The organism is Formosimonas limnophila, assembly GCF_014652675.1.
GTDB lineage: Bacteria > Pseudomonadota > Gammaproteobacteria > Burkholderiales > Burkholderiaceae > Hydromonas > Hydromonas limnophila.
The window spans coordinates 14369-32523 of record NZ_BMZG01000009.1; the positions used below are offsets into that span (position 1 = coordinate 14369).

Annotated in this window: 19 protein-coding genes; 10 read left to right on the top strand and 9 right to left on the bottom strand. The window is 48.1% G+C overall.

The window, feature by feature from the left end; genetic code table 11:
* Positions 1–62 precede the first annotated feature (62 nt).
* Positions 63–995, top strand: coding sequence for a glutaminase (locus IE082_RS08755; protein ID WP_189493547.1), 933 nt, complete (start codon positions 63–65; stop codon positions 993–995).
* A 222-nt stretch (positions 996–1217) separates the two neighbouring features.
* Here the strand turns inward: IE082_RS08755 and mutT are convergent, their stop codons facing one another.
* The 5 genes from mutT to IE082_RS08780 all read right to left on the bottom strand — a co-directional run bounded on the left by mutT (position 1218) and on the right by IE082_RS08780 (position 5497).
* Entirely contained in the window at positions 1218–1658 is a 441-nt protein-coding gene (gene mutT, locus IE082_RS08760; protein WP_189493548.1) for an 8-oxo-dGTP diphosphatase MutT, read from the bottom strand.
* Entirely contained in the window at positions 1655–2542 is an 888-nt protein-coding gene (locus IE082_RS08765; RefSeq protein WP_189493549.1) for an ATP-binding protein, read from the bottom strand. The genes mutT and IE082_RS08765 overlap by 4 nt, the downstream gene beginning before the upstream one ends.
* Positions 2543–2752: 210 nt before the next feature.
* Entirely contained in the window at positions 2753–3091 is a 339-nt protein-coding gene (locus tag IE082_RS08770) for a hypothetical protein (RefSeq protein ID WP_189493550.1), read from the bottom strand.
* Between the two features lie 300 nt (positions 3092–3391).
* The gene (gene argJ, locus IE082_RS08775; RefSeq protein WP_189493551.1) at positions 3392–4615 is read right to left on the bottom strand and encodes a bifunctional glutamate N-acetyltransferase/amino-acid acetyltransferase ArgJ; all 1224 of its coding nucleotides are present in this window, start codon (positions 4613–4615) and stop codon (positions 3392–3394) included.
* A 33-nt stretch (positions 4616–4648) separates the two neighbouring features.
* On the bottom strand, positions 4649–5497 hold the full coding sequence (locus IE082_RS08780) for a DUF3025 domain-containing protein (RefSeq protein ID WP_189493552.1): 849 nt from the start codon (positions 5495–5497) through the stop codon (positions 4649–4651).
* A 129-nt stretch (positions 5498–5626) separates the two neighbouring features.
* Between IE082_RS08780 and IE082_RS08785 the strand changes: the two genes are divergently transcribed.
* The 3 genes from IE082_RS08785 to IE082_RS08795 all read left to right on the top strand — a co-directional run bounded on the left by IE082_RS08785 (position 5627) and on the right by IE082_RS08795 (position 7310).
* Complete coding sequence (locus tag IE082_RS08785; RefSeq protein ID WP_189493553.1) at positions 5627–6064, top strand: OB-fold-containig protein; 438 nt, start codon at positions 5627–5629, stop codon at positions 6062–6064.
* An 83-nt stretch (positions 6065–6147) separates the two neighbouring features.
* Positions 6148–6681 carry a PAAR domain-containing protein gene (locus tag IE082_RS08790; protein WP_189493554.1) on the top strand — a complete coding sequence of 178 codons (534 nt, stop codon included), beginning with the start codon at positions 6148–6150 and terminating at the stop codon, positions 6679–6681.
* Positions 6681–7310 (top strand): hypothetical protein, encoded by a 630-nt coding sequence (locus IE082_RS08795; protein ID WP_189493555.1) that lies wholly within the window; start codon positions 6681–6683, stop codon positions 7308–7310. Before IE082_RS08790 ends, IE082_RS08795 begins: the two co-directional genes overlap by 1 nt.
* Before the next feature lie 814 nt (positions 7311–8124).
* On the opposite strand, the gene IE082_RS08800 is transcribed toward IE082_RS08795, so the two are convergent.
* Positions 8125–9033, bottom strand: a complete 909-nt coding sequence (locus IE082_RS08800) for a LysR family transcriptional regulator (RefSeq protein WP_189493556.1) — start codon at positions 9031–9033, stop codon at positions 8125–8127.
* Positions 9034–9140: 107 nt separating this feature from the next.
* Here IE082_RS08800 and IE082_RS08805 point away from each other — a divergent pair, with 107 nt between their 5' ends.
* From IE082_RS08805 to aceB, 4 genes are all read left to right on the top strand, one after another.
* Positions 9141–9863 (top strand): pirin family protein, encoded by a 723-nt coding sequence (locus IE082_RS08805; protein WP_189493557.1) that lies wholly within the window; start codon positions 9141–9143, stop codon positions 9861–9863.
* A gap of 7 nt (positions 9864–9870) precedes the next feature.
* Positions 9871–10110 carry a DUF2798 domain-containing protein gene (locus IE082_RS08810; protein WP_505706068.1) on the top strand — a complete coding sequence of 80 codons (240 nt, stop codon included), beginning with the start codon at positions 9871–9873 and terminating at the stop codon, positions 10108–10110.
* 83 nt (positions 10111–10193) lie between these two features.
* Positions 10194–10583, top strand: a complete 390-nt coding sequence (locus IE082_RS08815; RefSeq protein ID WP_189493559.1) for a DoxX family protein — start codon at positions 10194–10196, stop codon at positions 10581–10583.
* A 276-nt stretch (positions 10584–10859) separates the two neighbouring features.
* On the top strand, positions 10860–12443 hold the full coding sequence (aceB, locus tag IE082_RS08820; protein WP_189493560.1) for a malate synthase A: 1584 nt from the start codon (positions 10860–10862) through the stop codon (positions 12441–12443).
* Between the two features lie 72 nt (positions 12444–12515).
* Here aceB and IE082_RS08825 read toward each other — a convergent pair whose 3' ends face one another.
* Complete coding sequence (locus IE082_RS08825) at positions 12516–13106, bottom strand: glutathione S-transferase C-terminal domain-containing protein (RefSeq protein ID WP_229809796.1); 591 nt, start codon at positions 13104–13106, stop codon at positions 12516–12518.
* 129 nt (positions 13107–13235) lie between these two features.
* On the opposite strand from IE082_RS08825, the gene ygiD reads away from it, so the two are divergent.
* On the top strand, positions 13236–14063 hold the full coding sequence (gene ygiD / locus IE082_RS08830) for a 4,5-DOPA-extradiol-dioxygenase (protein WP_189493561.1): 828 nt from the start codon (positions 13236–13238) through the stop codon (positions 14061–14063).
* A gap of 65 nt (positions 14064–14128) precedes the next feature.
* Here ygiD and IE082_RS08835 read toward each other — a convergent pair whose 3' ends face one another.
* Positions 14129–15040: a helix-turn-helix transcriptional regulator gene (locus tag IE082_RS08835; RefSeq protein ID WP_229809797.1), complete on the bottom strand. Its 912-nt coding sequence runs from the start codon at positions 15038–15040 to the stop codon at positions 14129–14131.
* Between the two features lie 183 nt (positions 15041–15223).
* On the opposite strand from IE082_RS08835, the gene IE082_RS08840 reads away from it, so the two are divergent.
* Positions 15224–16156: an alpha/beta hydrolase family protein gene (locus IE082_RS08840; protein ID WP_189493563.1), complete on the top strand. Its 933-nt coding sequence runs from the start codon at positions 15224–15226 to the stop codon at positions 16154–16156.
* 118 nt (positions 16157–16274) lie between these two features.
* Here the strand turns inward: IE082_RS08840 and ggt are convergent, their stop codons facing one another.
* A complete protein-coding gene (gene ggt, locus IE082_RS08845; RefSeq protein ID WP_189493564.1) occupies positions 16275–18041 on the bottom strand; it encodes a gamma-glutamyltransferase in 1767 nt (588 codons plus the stop codon).
* Between the last annotated feature and the right edge of the window lie 114 nt (positions 18042–18155).

Here is an 18155-nt window from a genome sequence, read left to right on the forward strand (position 1 = left end):
CCCAACTGAATCGGTCAAACGCGGTAACATAATGCCATTGAAAAACCACACCTAATTTCACCATGAGTACATCTGTAGACCTGTGGCTGGCCACTATTTTTGAGGAAGTTCAACCGCTGTTTGGTAAAGGACGCGTTGCCGACTACATACCCGCTTTAGCAAGGGTTGAACCGAATCAATTTGGCATGGCAATCGCCATGGTGGATGGGCGGCATTATGCGGTTGGCGATGCCCATGTGCTGTTCTCGATTCAGAGTATTTCTAAGCTGTTCACCTTTGTGTTGGCACTCAAGTTGATTGGCGACGATATTTGGCAGCGGATTGGCCGTGAGCCGTCCGGTAACGCCTTTAACTCGATGGTGCAGCTCGAAACGGAGCATGGCATCCCTCGTAATCCATTCATCAATGCGGGGGCGTTGGTGGTCACCGATATTTTGACGCAGCGATACGCGCACCTTGATTTGGCATTATTGAATTTCTTGCGCCGCATGACCGATTCGCCAGATTTGAACTGGAACAAAGAAGTTGCCAAAAGTGAGCGAGATACCGCACATCGCAACATGGCCATGGCCTACTTCATGAAAAGTTTTGGTAATTTTGTTAATTCGCCAGAACTGGTGCTGGATAATTATTGCCGCCAATGTGCCACCGAGATGAGTTGCACCCAACTGGCACAGGCCGCCATTTTTCTCGCCAACGATGGTTTAGACATTGGCAGTGGCGAGCAGGTGCTCACCAGCGAAGCGGCTCGCCGCGTTAATGCTTTGTTACTCACTTGTGGTGCTTATGATGCGGCGGGCGACTATGCTTATCGGATTGGCTTGCCGCTGAAAACGGGTGTCGGCGGTGGGATTGTGGCGGTGATTCCCAACATCGGCACAGTATGTGTGTGGTCGCCCGAGCTTGATGCAAAAGGCAACTCGCTCATTGGCGGTTATGCGCTGGAGCGACTGATGCAATTGTCAGGGTGGGGGCGGATGTCGCTGGCGATGTAAAGGGAATACGAAAAAAGTAAAAACCTACTTTTTACAGAAACTGCGCTGCGCTTGTTTTGAAACTCGTGAAACTTCACTTTGTTCGTTTTCGTGCTCAGAGATAGAAATTTTTCCAGGAAAACCCTGAAAAAATTTGTTACCAAATCAATAGGATAAGACAAGTTGGCTTTTTCAGAAAAAGTAGACTTACTTCGCATTTCCTAAAGTGACCATGTAGGGTATTTAAACACTCAATATTTGTTCAATCGCATCGGCCAGCTCAACCAGCAATGGCTCAGTCGCAGGCAATATCGGTTGTGTGTCCTGTGCCTCAACCACGCCATCGCGCACCACGAGCTTTTGCCAATGCAACGCTTGATTTTCTTTACCGTGCGGTGTGCCTGTCCACTCGCGGATGATTTGAAAATGCAGCAACACATGTGCATGCGGATAAACGTGCTCAATCACGCGCCAGTGAATTGACGGGCCGATGTTAATGCCCAGCTCTTCGTGCAGTTCACGCGCGAGGGCTTGGTGGACGGATTCGCCGCTTTCTAATTTACCGCCTGGAAACTCCCAGTAACCCGCCATTGGCTTGCCTTCTGGGCGTTGCGCAAACAGCACCTCACCCGCATCGTTACACAATACACCAACTGCGACGTCAATGATTTTGATTTCGCTCATGATGATTGCCCCAGTAATTTTTCGCCGACCCACTGACGCGCGAAATGTTGCGCCACACGCGCTGAGCGCGAGCCGCGCTCCAGTGTGAATTGGAGGGCGGCTTTGCGTAGTTCGGTTTGTTCTTCTTCTGAGCTTGGGCTCCAGCCAAGGCGGGCGACGGATTGCATAACAATGGTCAAATAGTCGTCCTGTTTGAACGGATAAAAACTCAGCCACAAACCGAAGCGCTCAGACAACGATATTTTTTCCTCCACCGTTTCGGATGGGTGCAGTTCTTCGTCAGATGGGTGGGTGTAGCCGACATTGTCTGACATGTATTCGGGCAATAAATGACGGCGGTTTGACGTGGCATAAACCAGCACGTTTTCGGCATAGCCGCTGAATGAACCATCCAATACGACTTTCAAAGCCTTATAGCCCACATCCTGATGCTCAAACGACAAATCATCGCAAAACACGATAAACCGCTCAGCCCGATGGCGAATCAAATCGACAATCTGCGGCAAGTCATGTAAATCGGACTTCTCCACCTCAATCACTCGCAACCCATTATCCGCATAACGTTTGAGACACGCCCGTACCAACGATGATTTACCTGTTCCACGTGCACCCGTGAGTAACACATGATTCGCAGGTAAGCCTTTGACAAATTGCTCAGTGTTGCGAATCACCGCATTTTTTTGACGGTCAATTGAACTCAACTCATCCAAGTCAAACAGGCGCGGATTGACCAAGCCATGCAGCGAACCACGACCGTGGCGTACTTGCCAGGTGTAGGCGTGGGCTGACCAGTTAACATCCTGCTCTGTGGTGGGTAAAACGAGCTGCGCGCACTCGAGGGTGGTTTTGAGGGTTTCAAGGGTTTGAGTGAGAAGTGGGTTCATAGTATTTTTGTTTGATTTATGATGAAATTTTACATGGAGAAAGTGGCATGAAAGTTTGTGGGTGACCTTGAGTCATGCCTATTTTGCCTTAAAGCCATTGCTCATTTAACGAGTGATGTAGAGCGCGTTGAAACCATCGCTTTTGTAAACATGACCAAACCCTTACTCTGATGTTCGCATTCCAGCTGACAATATGCTTTGTTCTTGCTTCTATCGGTTTTGGCCCTTTGTTCTTAATCCCTCTAATTTAACATATTGATTTAAATCAGCATTTCTGCCGAAATTCATGGCATTGCTATACAGATATTGAGGCTCAAGTGTAACTATAGTTGGCCATGGTTTTGGGACGGTTTTTGAGTCATTCCCTCTTAGCTCTTTTGCGTAATAAAAGCAGTTCAATAAAAAAAGGGCAGCGAATGCATCGAGTGCGTTTTTTAAGTTAGCTTGGTTGAAGTCTTCAGGTCTACTGTGCTTTTGGGCGTTGTATGCATCTAAAAAGCCTATTTTGACACTGCTTCCAGTCTTTCTCTTTTCAGCAATTTGTGTCAAGGGTTGGCATTCATAGTCAAAAGAAGTATAGATAACCTTCATTTTGCATAAGTCGTCAAAGGAGTAATCAGCAGCATCAGGGGCGTTTATTTTTGTAAGGCGTGGAACCAACGTAGGTTTATTTTCTTTTTTATCGTATGTGGTTTTATNGAGTAAACTTTCTCATGATCCGAAATATTAAACTCAATGTAATCGGCCATTTGCTTTAGGTCTTTCTCTAAAGAAATCAAATAGTTCCAATGATGTAAGGGATTGATTGGGGTGTTCACAGGCTTGTTTCTTCTTTGCTATTGGATTTTATTAGGAGCGATAATCCGCATTAATACTCACATACTCATGTGAGAAATCACACGTCCACACCGTGGCGTTGGCTGTGCCTCGATTGAGCACGACGCGCACGGTGATTTCGGATTGGTTCATGACGGCTTGGCCTTGCTCTTCTGTGTAGTTGGGATGGCGACCGCCGCGTGTGGCGACGTGGACGTTGTCCAAATACAACTCAAGTGCGGCAACATCTAAATCAGCTACGCCCGCGTAGCCGATGGCGGCGAGGATGCGGCCAAGGTTTGGATCGCTGGCGTAGAAGGCGGTTTTGACGAGCGGTGAGTGGGCGATGCTGTAGGCAATTTGTTTGGCTTCTGCGGTGCTTGTCGCTTGTTCGACGACGATGCTTATGAGTTTGGTAGCACCCTCGCCGTCACGCACGATGAGTTGGGCGAGTTCGGTGGCGACGGATTGGAGAGCGGCGGCGAATTCATGCCACGCTGCTGTGTTTTTTTCTACTCGAACGCCTGATGCACCGCTGGCCATGATAATGAAGGAGTCATTGGTCGATGTGTCGCCGTCGATGGTGATGCTGTTGAATGACTGGTCCGCGACTTGGCGGGTGAGCTCGTCGAGGTCAGACTGAGCGATGGCGACATCGGTGGCGAGGTAGCCGAGCATAGTGGCCATGTTTGGCTTAATCATGCCCGCACCTTTTGAGATGCCTGTTAGGGTGATGGTTTGGTTATCCATCGTGATTTGGCGCGACACGGCTTTGGGCAGTGTGTCGGTGGTCATGATGGCTTGCGCGGCGTTGTACCAGTTGTCCTCTTTGAGATTTTCGATGGCGGGCGCGATGCCTGTGAGCAGCTTGTCCATCGGTAGGTGCTCGAGGATGACGCCTGTGGAGAAGGGCAGAACTTGATTGGCTGAAATGCCGAGTTGTTTGGCCAGCTCGTCGCAGGTGGCTTGTGCGTTGGTCATGCCAAGTTCGCCCGTGCCTGCATTGGCGCAGCCTGTGTTGACGATGAGGGCGCGAATGCCTGATTGTGCGGCCAAATGCTGTTTACAGACTGTGACGGGTGCGGCGCAAAAAGCATTGGTGGTAAAAACGCCTGAGACAGTGGCGCCCTCGTCAAGTAGAACCACCAGCACGTCTTTTTTATCCGCTTTGCGAATGCCTGCTTGCGCGAAGCCGAGTTTGACGCCTGCCACGGGGTGAAGTGCATCGGCAGTGATGGTGGGAAAATTGACGGCCATGATTTGTCCTTGTTGATTTGAAGTTTTTATTGTTCAATGCTGTGGCGTGGCAGACAGTCGGGTGCGTCCCGCTCGAAACACGCGCGCGTCATTGTAAAACGTTTGGTCAGCATTGTCTGCCCAAAAGTGCGGCACGCCCAAAACGGGCAAAGGGCAGAAATCCCGTGGGTTGAGGGAAATATGGGTCAATTGCTTTGCCAATCGACGATCCAAGTCCCGCAACCGCTCAGGCAGAGGCAACGCGAACCAGTTCGCCTCAACGCTGACCACCCACGTGTGGGTGCAAATCGCTTTGTACGGTGCCGTGAGTTTTTCTAACAGCGCATGGCCAAAAGGATAGAGGGCTGCTTGCGCTGAAGGGTTTGGTTGAAATGGGTTGTCCCAAAGTGAGCGAGTGCTCACCAAGGCGTTGTGCCAATCAAATTGGCGAAGCGCGTCAGAAATTCTCGTGTTGGAGGTCATCAAAATCGCCGCATTTTCATCAAACAGCGTTAATGCGTCGCGTGCCACGCCGCGCTCGTGCTGTACACCGAGTGTGGCGATTTGCTCGGCTTGGCGGGCGTTGAGCACGGCTTTGGTTTTTGGGAATGTCAGCCAAATACAGGCGTTGAAAAAATCATGCAGGTTCAGTCGAGTCGGCACGCCACCTGTGCGGTAAATGTGCGCTTCGTAGGCCTCACCATCTGGCAGATCAGTTTGCGGGATGAATGTGAGTGTTTGCCCACTTCCTGATTGGAGCACGCCCTTTGTGGCATGGTTGAGTGACTCTATGAGGTCGGGCGACTGCGCCCAGTCGCAGGCTTCGAGCGGCAAGTGTTTCAACCATGGTGCTTGCCAGTCAATAGTAGATTGTTCTGACTCGGGTAAATTCGTGTCACTCAAAACTCAAACTCCTGTCCCGATGGTGTAAAAATAAAATGGATATTCCATCAAAAGTAGTGTGATTATAGTGAATCAAAAGGTGTGGTGTGGCACAATGCTACCGTTTTTCCTCTCTTTTTGAAAGTTTCTATGAGTCTATTAACTGCCCCTGATACATGGCCATTTGCCACGGCGTTGGTCTTGATGATTTTACTCGCTGTTGTCGAGGTGGTGGGGATGTTGCTGGCGGCCAGTCCTTCGAGTTTACTGGATTCGCTCATCCCTGATGTGGATGGTTTGGGGTGGTTGCATGTGGGACGAGTGCCGATTTTGGTGGTGGTGATTTTGTGGCTCACGGGGTTTTCATTGAGTGGCTTTGCGATTCAGAGTGTGGCGCAGTCTGTGACGGGCGCAGCTTTGCCGATTTGGCTGGCGAGTATTCATGCGGTGTTTCTCGGATTGGTGAATGCGAGTTTGTTTGGTGGCGTGCTGGCGCGACTGGTGCCCGCTGACGAAACGCGGGCGGTGAGTGAGCAAAGTTTAGTAGGGCAACGTGGCGTGTTGAGCGAAGGGACGGCGGGCGCGTGAAGATATTTTGAGAGTTGGCCACAACCGACGATTAAAAGCATCTACAATTGGACTTGTAATTTAGCCAAAAGGGAGGGCAAACTATGGTAAAGAGAAAACAAATTGTTGTAGGAGATCCACCTGTTACAGGTGGAGCCGTTCTGCCTAATGGTGTTACCAGTACACTTGGTGATGGGATGTTCCCAGTTGCTTTGATTGGTGGGCAAGTCAAATGCGAGGCTTGCGGGAAAATAGGTGTTATTGCAAAATCAGGTGGACCGAGAAGATTTGCAGTTGGTAACGGTAAGCAAGCCGCTTTGGAGGGCGACTTATGTATATGTGCTTGCCATCCGCCGCCGCCCATGCTTTCTGTTTTGCACCATACATCATCATACGATGATGATGCCTACGGGAATCCCGCATTAGCTCCATTTTACGATGAGCAAATTAGAGCCGTAGACGAAAAAACGGGGCAAGTTCTCGATGGTATTGCGTATTATATTAAATCAAGTACGGGCAAGGTGTACAAGGGGTATACCGATGAGTTCGGCTTATGCCCGCGTATTAATACTGAAGGCGCAGAAACTTTAACGGCTTGGTTTGGTGTGTCGGCATTAGAACAAGAGGGAATTATTTGATGGCAACAAACAACGCAAAAGCCAAACCAAGTGGGCAAAAACCAACGAATACAATATTAGGCTCTGTTGAGGCAGTTAAACATTCAGAGCCAAATGTGACCCTATATGGTCGTATAGCTGGAGCTAAAAGAGGGTCTGGGATTTTTAAGGATGTGAAAATTGAACCTGGTTATATTAATCCTAATGGACCAGATCTACATTTTACAATCGTTATTGATGATGCTTATACAGGAATAATAGCAATTGATGGTCAGCCAACGGACGATAGAAGCCTTGGGAATAAAAACCTAAAGCTAATTAGAACAAATTTTTATCGAAACACTGTGCCAGATGAAATAAAGGTGAAGATACCTGTTGAGCCACCAAAGGGAATGAGTAAGCAAAAGTTTGCGCAAGAGATTATAAAGAAAGCTCATTCTTTTAGTAGCTACACTCTTGATTACTCACTTCCAAAGAATGTTATAGGGAGCGTTATGCGGAATGGCGAATACAACAGTAGTTCGTATATTTCAGGTTTGTTAAAAGCAGTTATGGGCTATGTGCCGCAAATTTCAACACCAGGGTACAACACACCAGGATGGGAAATGCCTATACCATCAAGTTATTTTAAAGGTGAGGCAATTCGATGAAAAATGCTTTTTTCTTAACGTTTCATTTTGTTTGTTGGCTTCTTATTCTTCCCTTAAGTTGGGCAAATATGGACAATTTCCCTAAGATTGATTCGTCTATTGCAGGGGTTATTTTATGTTTAATGATAGGGTTGTTAATTTTTTGGATTTTGTTTGTTTATCGAAAATACGTTTTAAATTCTACTAACCGAGAAAATCGCGCACTCAACACGTTTTTATTTTTTGTGTTTTTAGCTTTAGTAATTTTTGCTTCTATCTTTATTACTGCAATTGTGTCAATTATTAAGTACGGACTTTAAAAAACGCCATCGAGTGGGATGAGTAAAAAATGAAATCGCTTAGAATTGCCTTGCATGGGGTCACGTTTATAAGGGCGAGGCTACTACATTTAAGATGAAAACTCTTAAATTTGCCTTGTCCTTATTTTGGATTTTTCCCCTTGGGATTTTGTTCATGTTGTTTACGGACATTACCCAAAACCTCACTAATCAAGACGTTGGGATTAATATGTGTGGTAGTTTAAACCCTACCACCATTCTTTACCCATTAATTTCCATCATCCATTTTTCATTATTGCTCAGCTCTCTTTTAGTTTTGCGAATGAATGGTGTACCAATCAAAAAAACGATGAGCCTTGCTCTACCATCTTTCGTAGTCACCTGCCTATTTCTTAGTGTTGTAAAACATTTTTGTGGATATGTCTTTCTAAAAATGTGACTTTATTAGCAAAATTTCTGACTTGAATCTCACTTCGGGCTTTTTTGTTTGGGGGCGATGAGAGATTTTGGCCTTTTCCAAAAAAGACTTGGCTTGCTCAGTCCTTGACATGCAGGTAAGCCAGTTGCTCTTTGAGATAAGCAACGAGTGCTTTGACACGAGCAGGCGGGTTGCGGGCGGTGGTGACGGCGTGGACAGGGGTTTTGATGCTGCGCCAGTCAGGTAGGACTTTCACCAGTGTCCCGCTGGCGACTTGATTCGTGATGAAAGCTTCGGGGATGAGGGCGATGCCTGCTGCTGCTTCGGTGAGGGAAATCACCACACCCATATCATTGGCCGTGAGGTTGCCTTGCAGGGTTTGCTCGATGGTTTGTTTGCCTTTTTGTAACCGCAGCAAACCGACAGGGCTGTTGCCGTTGGTTTTCAGACGAATCAGGTTGCAGTGTTTGAGGTCTTCGGGGGTTTGAATGCACGGCAGGCTGGCCAGATAGCTTGGCGATGCGTAGAGTTTGAGTGGCATGTCAAATAGGTGGGTGGCATACAGCGCCGAGTCGCTGAGATGGCCAATGCGGATCGCCAAGTCAACATGCTCTTTGACCAAATCCATGCGATGAGAGTTCAGATTCAAGTCCAAACGAACGTGTGGGTTGAGGCTGAGAAACTGGCTCAAAGGTTTGGACAAACACAGACGAGCAAAGTCGGCTGGGGTGGTCAGGCGAATGTGCCCCTCAATGCGGGCGGCTGAGTTGGACAGCTCATTCATGGCTAACTGCACAGACTCAAGTGCGGGTACGAGGCTCGCGTAGAACTCTTCGCCCGCTGGCGTGAGACTGACGTTGCGGGTGTTGCGTTTAAACAGGGGAATGTTGAGTTCTTTTTCGAGCGCAGCGATGCGACGGGAGAGTGTCGCGACGGGCAAATCGAGTCGCTCGGCGGCTCGGCTAAAACCACCTGCGTCAGCGACAGCGATGAACAAATGTAGATTGTCTAATGAGGGCGTTTGCATGGTGGATGACTGTTCCATTTTTGAGAAAGTTATTTGGCATTTTACCGATTTATCTTAGTATGTGTTCGGCGTACACTGTGCTTATCGAAATTTTTTAGGAGGACATCATGTTGCAAACGATTTTATCTAGCGAGCGCGGCGGTGCTGACCATGGTTGGTTAAAAGCCAAGCACAGTTTCTCGTTTTCACAGTACTTTAATCCTGCTCGCATGGGCTTTGGGCCGCTGCGGGTCATCAATGAAGATTTGGTTGCACCGACCATGGGATTTGGCATGCACGGTCATCAGGACATGGAAATCATCACCTACATTCTCGATGGTGAGTTGTCACACCGCGACAGCATGGGCAACCAAGCGGCGATTCTCAAAGGACAAGTGCAAAAAATGAGCGCAGGGCGCGGTGTGCGTCACTCGGAGTTTAATTCGAGAGATGACTCGATCACGCATTTATTGCAAATTTGGATTGAGCCAAACGTGACAGGCATTGAGCCCGAATATGAACAGCAGAACCTCAGTGATTTGCCAGTCCACGATGGTTGGCGTGCGATTGCTGCACCGAATGGGCAGTGGTTGGGGCAAAAGGGGGCGTTTCGGTTGTATCAAGACGCCGTGTTTCTCGTCGCTCACGCGGATGATGGTTTGAGTGAGCGTCACTACGCTTTGGGTCCTCAACGATTGGCCTATGTTCATGTTGCCACTGGCTCAGCCACGGTGAATGGCGTGCGCTTGTCCGCTGGTGATGCTGTGCAGATGAGCGATGAATCCAGTGTGGATGCGCTCTTGAGTGACGGTACTCAAGTGTTGTTGTTCGATTTACCTGCTTTAGATTGAGGTTGCTATGACAAAAATTCACTCTAAATATGCTGCTCTACTTACAGCATTTTTCATGTCATGTTTTATGGCACTTTTGATGTCTGGCTTTGTTACTTTGATTAATCAAGGTTGGGGCGAAAGTTTTTTTTCACAATGGATGCATGCGTATGTTCGGGTTTGGCCGATTGCCTTTGTGTTGTTGTTCGTCCTTCGACCTTTGGTCACACAGATTGTGGCGCGACTGGTTCAGTCGCCCACGAAGTAGTTTGTTCATGTTATAAATCAGCAGTTGTTTCTTTAATCGTGTCCCTTTATCTTGACACACCTTTTTTATAGGAAATTTTTATCATGTCATCTCAAGTTCTAAACATCTTAGGCCGCGTGCTCATTGCCGCATTGTTTATCCCTGCGGGTTTGAGCAAAATCACAGGCTTTGAAGGCACGGTGGATTACATCGCGTCACAGGGTCTGCCATTACCCACTGTTGCTGCGATTTTGGCCATCGTGGTCGAGGTCGGTGTTGCTGCTGCTTTGTTGTTTAATGTCAAAACCTATTGGGCTGCGCTAATTCTCGCGGTGTTTTGTATCGTATCCGCACTGGGTTTTCACCAGTTCTGGGCAGCACCTGCCGAAATGGCACAGATGCAGCAAATCAACTTCTTTAAAAACCTCGCGATTGCGGGTGGGTTGTTTTTGTTGGCAGCCAACAGCTGCACAACAGTTCGCGCATCCAAATAATCAACATATTGTTTGGGTACAGTATGACCCAATGATTACTGCTGTGGGAGGCTGTGCTTCCCTTTCTGACCCACACCAACTTGGTGTGGGTTTTTTTATCGTGTCTTAATGGTTTTTTCGGAGGATTGATGAAGAAAGGAGGGGTGTATGCGGTCATAGCCGATGACCCATGCTCAAAATATAAAGCACAAGTCCGCACTGCAACAAAAGCCTTGCCATTAACTCTTATATAAGACATAATACAGATAAATCTCAACTTCCTCTCAGGAGCACTTCATGTCCATTCCTCTTCCTGCTGGTGTGCAAATCAATGGCACAGTGCGTGCCGAGTATGCGGCGATTTTGTCATTTGAGGCATTGAGTTTCATTGCTGACTTGCACCGAACGTTTGCATCGAGACGTCGAGAGCTGTTGGCGGCGCGCGTGGCGCGTGCGGCGCGCCTCGATGCGGGTGAGCGACCTGATTTTTTGGCGGAAACAGCGTCGGTGCGTGAGGGAAACTGGCGAGTTGCAGCAATTCCTGCTGCTTTGCAGTGTCGCCGAGTTGAGATTACAGGGCCTGTTGAGCGCAAGATGATTATCAATGCGCTGAATTCGGCCGCAGATGCTTATATGTCGGATTTCGAAGATTCAAACGCACCCAGCTGGGACAATCAAGTTCAGGGACAAATCAATTTATTTGACGCGATTCGTCGCCAAGTTGATTTTGAGACCAATGGCAAATCGTACAAGCTCAATGACAAAACCGCGACATTGCTCGTGCGCCCGCGTGGCTGGCATTTAGACGAAAAGCATGTGCTGGTCGATGGTGAGCGGATGTCGGGTGGTTTGTTTGATTTCGGTTTGTACTTTTTCCACAATGCGAAAGAGCTGCTCGCACGCGGTGCAGGCCCGTATTTTTATCTGCCCAAAATGGAGTCGCATTTAGAAGCACGCTTATGGAATGACGTATTTGTTCGTGCGCAAGACAACCTGGGTATTCCGCAAGGCACGATTAAAGCGACGGTGTTGATTGAAACCATTGTGGCGGCTTTTGAGATGGATGAGATTTTGTATGAGTTGTGTGAGCACAGTGCGGGCTTGAATGCAGGTCGCTGGGATTATATTTTCTCGTGCATCAAAAAATTCAAAAACGACAAAGACTTCTGCTTGGCCGACCGCTCGCAAGTGACGATGACGGCGCCATTCATGCGCGCTTACGCATTATTGTTGGTCAAAACCTGCCACAAGCGCGGCGCACCCGCCATGGGCGGTATGAGTGCCTTGATTCCCAGCAAAACTGATGTTGAGGCAAACGAGCGCGCCTTCACAGGCATTCGCAATGACAAAACCCGCGATGCGAGAGATGGGTACGATGGTGGTTGGGTCGCGCACCCAGGCTTGGTGGATGTGGCGATGGCAGAATTCGTCAAAGTGCTTGGCGACAAACCGAACCAGTTCGAGAAACAGCGTGATGACGTGACGGTTACGGCTGATGATTTGCTCAATTTCAAACCCGAAGCGCCCATCACAGAGAATGGTTTACGCAACAACATCAATGTGGGCATTCATTACCTCGCAGCGTGGCTCGCGGGCAATGGCTGTGTACCGATTCACAACCTGATGGAAGACGCCGCCACTGCCGAAATCTCTCGCTCGCAAGTCTGGCAATGGATACGCTCAGACAAAGGTGTGCTGGACGATGGTCGCAAAGTCACTGCTGATTTGGTGCGCAGCATGGTGACTGAAGAAACAGCCAAAGTTGAGTCTGCACTCAAAGGCTTGAGCACTGTTGCTAAAGCTGCTCAGATTTTTGAAGACATGAGCACACGTGATGATTTTGTTGAGTTTCTAACTTTGCCGTTGTACGAAGAGTTTTGATGGCTTTGTCGCAGTCAGTGTGATAAAAATAAAAAACCGTCAGCGTTTGCTGACGGTTTTTTTGTGGGTTGATTATTGAGGCAGTGTGCTTTTGAAGGGTTCTAATTCATTTAAGTAGTTTGCCAGTTTCGCCAAGTGCGGGTGAGACTCACGCCACGCTAACTGAGGCATCCGAAAATCCAAAAAGCCGAGCATACTGACAGTGGCCACATCCGCTAGGCTATAAGCATTATTGGCGCACCAAAGATGATGGGTTAAATGCGATTCCATACAATCGAGTCCCTGCATGATTTTGGCTGTTTGGCGGTCAATCCAAGGTTGGTGACTTTTTTCTATGGGGCGCAGCACAGTATCCACTCGAATTTTCACACCAGCATCGAGGATGCCGTCAGCCAGTGCGGTCCATTTTTTCACCGCCAGTTTCCTGTAAATATCTGTCGGGATGTGCATAGGCACTAAGTCTTCGAGATAATCCTCAATCACCCTTGAGTCAAATACTGCGTAGCCATCTTCGAGAATAAGGCAGGGTACTTGAATGAGTGGATTGTATTCGGGGATGTGGTTGTCACCCCAGACGTCTTCTAAAACGAATTCATAGGGCAAGCCTTTTTCTGCGAGCAGGATGCGGATTTTGCGAACGAAAGGGGAGGGGAAGCGAACCAATCAGTTTCATGATGTTTTTCCTATTGTATTGTTTTTGCAATAGTCATTTGCGTGAACACATATAGATACAGGGAAATCCTGATGCTATATTACGCTCATGTGTCGTGACTGACAACCAAGGACAACTCAATGAACATCAATCAATTATTTAATACGCTCAAACCGTTGGCAAACACGCCTGTCATGCCCGTCATTTTCGTCGGGCACGGCTCGCCGATGAATGTTTTGCCAGACAATGATTACTATCGAAGCTGGCAAGCTCTTGGTCAACGACTGGGTAAGCCGAATGCCATTTTGTGCATCAGCGCGCATTGGACGACGCGGCAGGACAGCTTGGTCAGTGAGGCTGCATTGCCTGAGACGATTTATGATTTCTATAACTTTCCGCCGCAAATGTATCAACAAAACTATCCTGCGGCTGGTTCTCCAGAATTGGCGCATGAGATTGCGCAGCACCTACATGCACAAACGGCAACACCTGTTGGCGTGCATGAGTCATACGGCTTAGATCATGGGGCTTGGTGTGTGATTATGCCGATGTTTCCACAAGCGGATGTGCCTGTCTTTCAACTGTCTGTGGCGATGAGTCGTGAGCCGCGTTATCACTATGAATTGGGGCGGGCGTTACGCTTTTTGCGCCGCAAGGGCGTGCTTATTATCAGCAGCGGTAACATAGTTCATAATCTTCGCACCATGCGCTTTGATGGCAGTGTGTATGACTGGGCTGTCGAGTTTGATGCGATCAGCGAGGCGAAAATCGCGGACAGAGATGACGATGCTCTGATTGATTTTGAGCAGTTTGGCGCAGCGGCGCAATTGTCAATTAACACCGCGGAACATTATTATCCCTTGTTGTACACGTTGGGCTTGAGGGAAGACAAAGATGACGTGTTGCAATTTAATACGACTATCGATGGCGCATCCATTACCATGCGCAGTTTGGTGGTGAGCCAATAGGCTTGGAGGCTGAAAAAATATAGCGTTTCCAAAAAGAAGTAAAGTTTGAGCCCATGTGATGTTTTTTAGCCGCGTTTAATTCCTTGCGGGCTTTGACCGTAATAGCGTTTAAACTCTCTGCTAAACTGAGATACGCTTTCATAACCCACAGCATATGCAGCGCTTTGTACGGTACAAGTTGTTTGGGTCAAGTGCACGTAGGCATGACTTAAACGAACTTTTTTGATGTATTGCATGGGTGAGTCTGCTGCATAATGCTTGAATGCACGTTGCAGTGTTGGAATGCTCATGCCAGCATGCGCAGCAATATCCTTCAACGTTATGGGTTGGTTCAACTGGCGCAAGATAAAATCTGTGGCTTGTAAAAACTGCGCAAAACGACCATCTTGTGCTACCCATCCAGCAATAAACGCCCTTACTTCGGCCTGGTCAAGTGCAGAATAAATAAGGTTTTGAATGTGTGTTGGCACGAATAAATCACAAGCCACTTCGTCACGCAATGTACTCAATAAACCGTACAAAGCCACTTGAATGGCTGGGGTTATCCTTACAGCCAAAAAACCTGTGGGTTTCGTCACTGCGTGCTCAATTGTTTGTATTTCTGTCATGCGCTGCGTGATTTGGTGCATCAACTGCGCCACTTGCATTCGATCAAATCGAATTTGTATCCCAATCAATGGTTCTTGTTCACTGGCGCTGGCATCGCAATAAACGGGATAAACCCCTGTTAAAAGCAACCCTTGTGTGGCGTTATAGACATAATGCATCTGTCCGAGCTGTGTGCTTTTTTCGCCCGAAAACAAAAACACAAATCCAGGTGTGTAGAGTGTTGGTTGATGTTGTTGTCCGTGCGCTTGATAAAAAACGTCAACATTTGGACAAGCAGTGGTAAATATCCCTTCCGCTTTTTGGTTGGATTGCTTTTGCAATTGTTCAATCAATTGCTGAGTCAGATTCAGTAAGGCAATGTTGTTCATGAGCATATTTTGCATGATGTTAGAGCGTTTGAGCAATATTTAACAGAGAGGATGAACATTTTAGGCAAACTTTTGAATTTTTTAGGCATCGGCAAACCGTCCACCAATACTTAGAATTTCAAACACTCCCACAATGGCTGTGGTGGGTAAATTTATTTGAATTTACACCTATAAGGATCAAAAATGTCAGACTCACGTCAACCTAGTCCCGAGCAATTTGCAGTCATTCAAGCTGTCGCCAACTTCTCAGCCAAACCCATGCGTACCCCAATCCTCAAAACCCCTGCCGATCATGGTATGGCTTACGAGGATGTGTTTTTCCCTTCGTTGGATGGTGTGCCATTGGAAGCTTGGTATATCCCAGCGGCAAAGCCATCGAATTTACTCATCATTGCTAACCACCCACTGCCAATGAACCGATACGGCCTAGCAGGACATCTCTCCCCATGGGACGTGCTCGATCCAACGGAAATCAATTTTTTACATGAGCTGAAACACCTGCACGATGCAGGCTACAACATCTTGACTTATGACCTTCGCAATCTGGGGCGCAGCGGCACGGGCAATAACGGTGCGTGTGGCGTCGGTCGTTATGAGTGGCGTGACTGCGTAGGTGCACAGAATTATGTGAATGCGCATCCAGAATTATCAAAAATGAAAGTCGGTTTATTGAGCCGCTGCACAGGTGGCAATGCCCAGTACGAGGCTATTTCAGGTCGTCCTGATTTGTTCAAAGACGTGGCGTGCATGGTCAGCCCAATGGTGGTCTCCATGGAGACATTCACCAAGCATTACGCCAATTCAGTTGTGCCTGGTGCAGGTGATTTCCCTGATATTTTAGACTTTGAACAAGTCAAAGCAGGCGGCTTGAAAAATTCAGAAATGACGCCTCATCTGTTTGCCCCAGACGTCAAAATGCCCACACTGGTGGTGCAAGTGCGTGAAGATCGTTGGACATCCGTTGAAGACGGTGAAAAAACCTTTGAACTTTTGGGCGCCAAAGAAAAAGAGATATTTTGGATTGAAGGTACGCCACGCCGCTGGGCGGGCTACAACTATTTTGGTAAGCATCCAGAGAGATTGCTAGGTTGGTTTGACAAATACATGAAAAACTAATCGCTTGGCGAAGCAATTCTTATTCGTCGCATTGCCAAAATTTGGCGTACTTTGGTTTAAACTGCCAACTCACAAAAAAGCGAGCCTAAGCTCGCTTTTTTGTGATTTGGAGAGATGATTAGTCGCCTTTCACCGTGCCTTCGCGGCGAGAGTCTGCACCGCCGATGTAACCGTTTGGTGTTTTGACGATGGCTGATAAACCGCTGGTGGTTTCACCTTCAATCACGTCGTGGCCTTTGGCTTTGAGTTCGGCTGTGGCTGCGGTCCAATCTGCGCCCTTTTCTAACTCGGTTTTGCCATTGTTGCGGCTGCCATAGTGGGCGGCATCAACGGCGGTTTGTGGATCCATTTTCCAATCAATCAGATTGACCAATGTTTGCGCCACGTAGTTGATGATGCGCGAGCCGCCGGGTGAGCCAACCACCATTTCGAGGTTACCTGCTTTATCAAACACGAGCACGGGTGCCATCGATGAGCGTGGGCGTTTGCCTGCTTGGACGCGATTGGCGACTGCTGAGCCGTCTTTGTTCATGGGTGAGAATGAAAAATCAGTCAATTGGTTGTTTAGCAGCATACCTTTGACAAATTGGCGTGCGCCGAACTGGTCTTCGATGGACGTGGTCATGGATACGGCGTGACCGTTCGCATCAACAATAGAAATATGCGACGTTGATGTCAACTCTGGTGAACCGAGGTCGATGCGGGCGACTTTTTTCATTTCCTCAGGGACGCCAGCGGTGGCTTTGCCCGCGATGGATTTGTTGGGGTCAATCAACGCTGAGCGACGAGCCAAGTAATTTTTGTCTATCAGCGCCGCAGTCGGCACTTTGACAAAATCAGGGTCTGCCAAATACATGCCGCGATCAGCAAATGCGTAACTGCCGGCTTCAGTGTAATAGTGAATCGCTTGTGCATCGGCTGGTTTGAGGTTTTTCAAATCAAACCGCTCCAACATGCCCAAAATTTGCAGAACCGCAACGCCGCCTGAGCTTGGTGCAGCGGGACCGCAGATTTTGTGACCACGATAATCGCCGCAGACCGCTGTGCGTGTTTTCGCTTTGTAACCTGCCATATCGGCCAGTGCCATGCTGCCGGGGTTGGTGGGGTGGCTGTTGACTTTATTGACGATGGCTTTGGCAACATCGCCTGTGTAAAAGCCTTTTGGACCCTGTTTGGCAATGGTTTTGAGGACGGCTGCATACTCAGGGTTTTTCAAAACCGTACCCACGGCTTTGGGCGTGATGCCATCCGCTTCGTAGAAATAAGTTTTAGCCGCTTCGTCTTTGTTTAGGTATTTTTCGGTTTTCAGTAAAGTATTTAAGCGTGGGGAAATCGCAAAACCGTTTTCAGCTAGCGCGATAGCTGGTTTGAACAGTTCTGCCCAAGGCAATTTGCCTTCGCGTTTGTGCGCTAAGTCCAACATTGCAACCACGCCAGGCACACCGACTGATCGTCCGCCTACCACTGCGTCATAAAAAGCCATGTCTGCGCCCGCATCAGTTTGGAATAACTTTTCATTGACTTTTTTAGGCGCGGTTTCGCGGCCGTCATAGTTGGTCACATTTTTACCATCAAAGGTCAATAAGAATGCACCGCCCGCAATCCCTGATGACTGTGGTTCTGTCAAACCGAGCACCAGCTGGGCAGCAATCGCAGCATCAACCGCGGAGCCACCTTTTTTTAGCACATCGTAAGCGGCATTGGTTGCAAGAGGGTTTGCTGTGGCGGCCATAAATTTTTTGGAGGAAATAGACGCTTTTCCGACGGATTTGCCGCTGGCAGCCTCTGGATTGGCATCTTGAGCGGTAACGCTCAAGGCTGTAAGGATGGTGCTGGCCAATAATGTTGATTTGAGTAGTTGATGCGCGGTGTGACGAGACCTCATGTGTGCTCCTAATATATAGTGCTATATAGTGTTAAAATGTTAAAATTTTTAATTGATGGTCAGGTTTGACAAATAACCAGCAATCCAATAAAGATAGCAGAAAGCCAGACAAAA

What these genes read in the sequence shown, in the direction of transcription:
- IE082_RS08755 (WP_189493547.1), top strand. Translation starts at nt 63, where the DNA reads ATGAGTACATCTGTAGACCTGTGGCTGGCCACTATTTTTGAGGAAGTT.
- mutT (WP_189493548.1), bottom strand. Translation starts at nt 1,658, where the DNA reads ATGAGCGAAATCAAAATCATTGACGTCGCAGTTGGTGTATTGTGTAAC.
- IE082_RS08765 (WP_189493549.1), bottom strand. Translation starts at nt 2,542, where the DNA reads ATGAACCCACTTCTCACTCAAACCCTTGAAACCCTCAAAACCACCCTC.
- argJ (WP_189493551.1), bottom strand. Translation starts at nt 4,615, where the DNA reads ATGGCCGTCAATTTTCCCACCATCACTGCCGATGCACTTCACCCCGTG.
- IE082_RS08785 (WP_189493553.1), top strand. Translation starts at nt 5,627, where the DNA reads ATGAGTCTATTAACTGCCCCTGATACATGGCCATTTGCCACGGCGTTG.
- IE082_RS08790 (WP_189493554.1), top strand. Translation starts at nt 6,148, where the DNA reads ATGGTAAAGAGAAAACAAATTGTTGTAGGAGATCCACCTGTTACAGGT.
- IE082_RS08795 (WP_189493555.1), top strand. Translation starts at nt 6,681, where the DNA reads ATGGCAACAAACAACGCAAAAGCCAAACCAAGTGGGCAAAAACCAACG.
- IE082_RS08800 (WP_189493556.1), bottom strand. Translation starts at nt 9,033, where the DNA reads ATGCAAACGCCCTCATTAGACAATCTACATTTGTTCATCGCTGTCGCT.
- IE082_RS08805 (WP_189493557.1), top strand. Translation starts at nt 9,141, where the DNA reads ATGTTGCAAACGATTTTATCTAGCGAGCGCGGCGGTGCTGACCATGGT.
- IE082_RS08810 (WP_505706068.1), top strand. Translation starts at nt 9,871, where the DNA reads ATGACAAAAATTCACTCTAAATATGCTGCTCTACTTACAGCATTTTTC.
- IE082_RS08815 (WP_189493559.1), top strand. Translation starts at nt 10,194, where the DNA reads ATGTCATCTCAAGTTCTAAACATCTTAGGCCGCGTGCTCATTGCCGCA.
- aceB (WP_189493560.1), top strand. Translation starts at nt 10,860, where the DNA reads ATGTCCATTCCTCTTCCTGCTGGTGTGCAAATCAATGGCACAGTGCGT.
- ygiD (WP_189493561.1), top strand. Translation starts at nt 13,236, where the DNA reads ATGAACATCAATCAATTATTTAATACGCTCAAACCGTTGGCAAACACG.
- IE082_RS08835 (WP_229809797.1), bottom strand. Translation starts at nt 15,040, where the DNA reads ATGAACAACATTGCCTTACTGAATCTGACTCAGCAATTGATTGAACAA.
- IE082_RS08840 (WP_189493563.1), top strand. Translation starts at nt 15,224, where the DNA reads ATGTCAGACTCACGTCAACCTAGTCCCGAGCAATTTGCAGTCATTCAA.
- ggt (WP_189493564.1), bottom strand. Translation starts at nt 18,041, where the DNA reads ATGAGGTCTCGTCACACCGCGCATCAACTACTCAAATCAACATTATTG.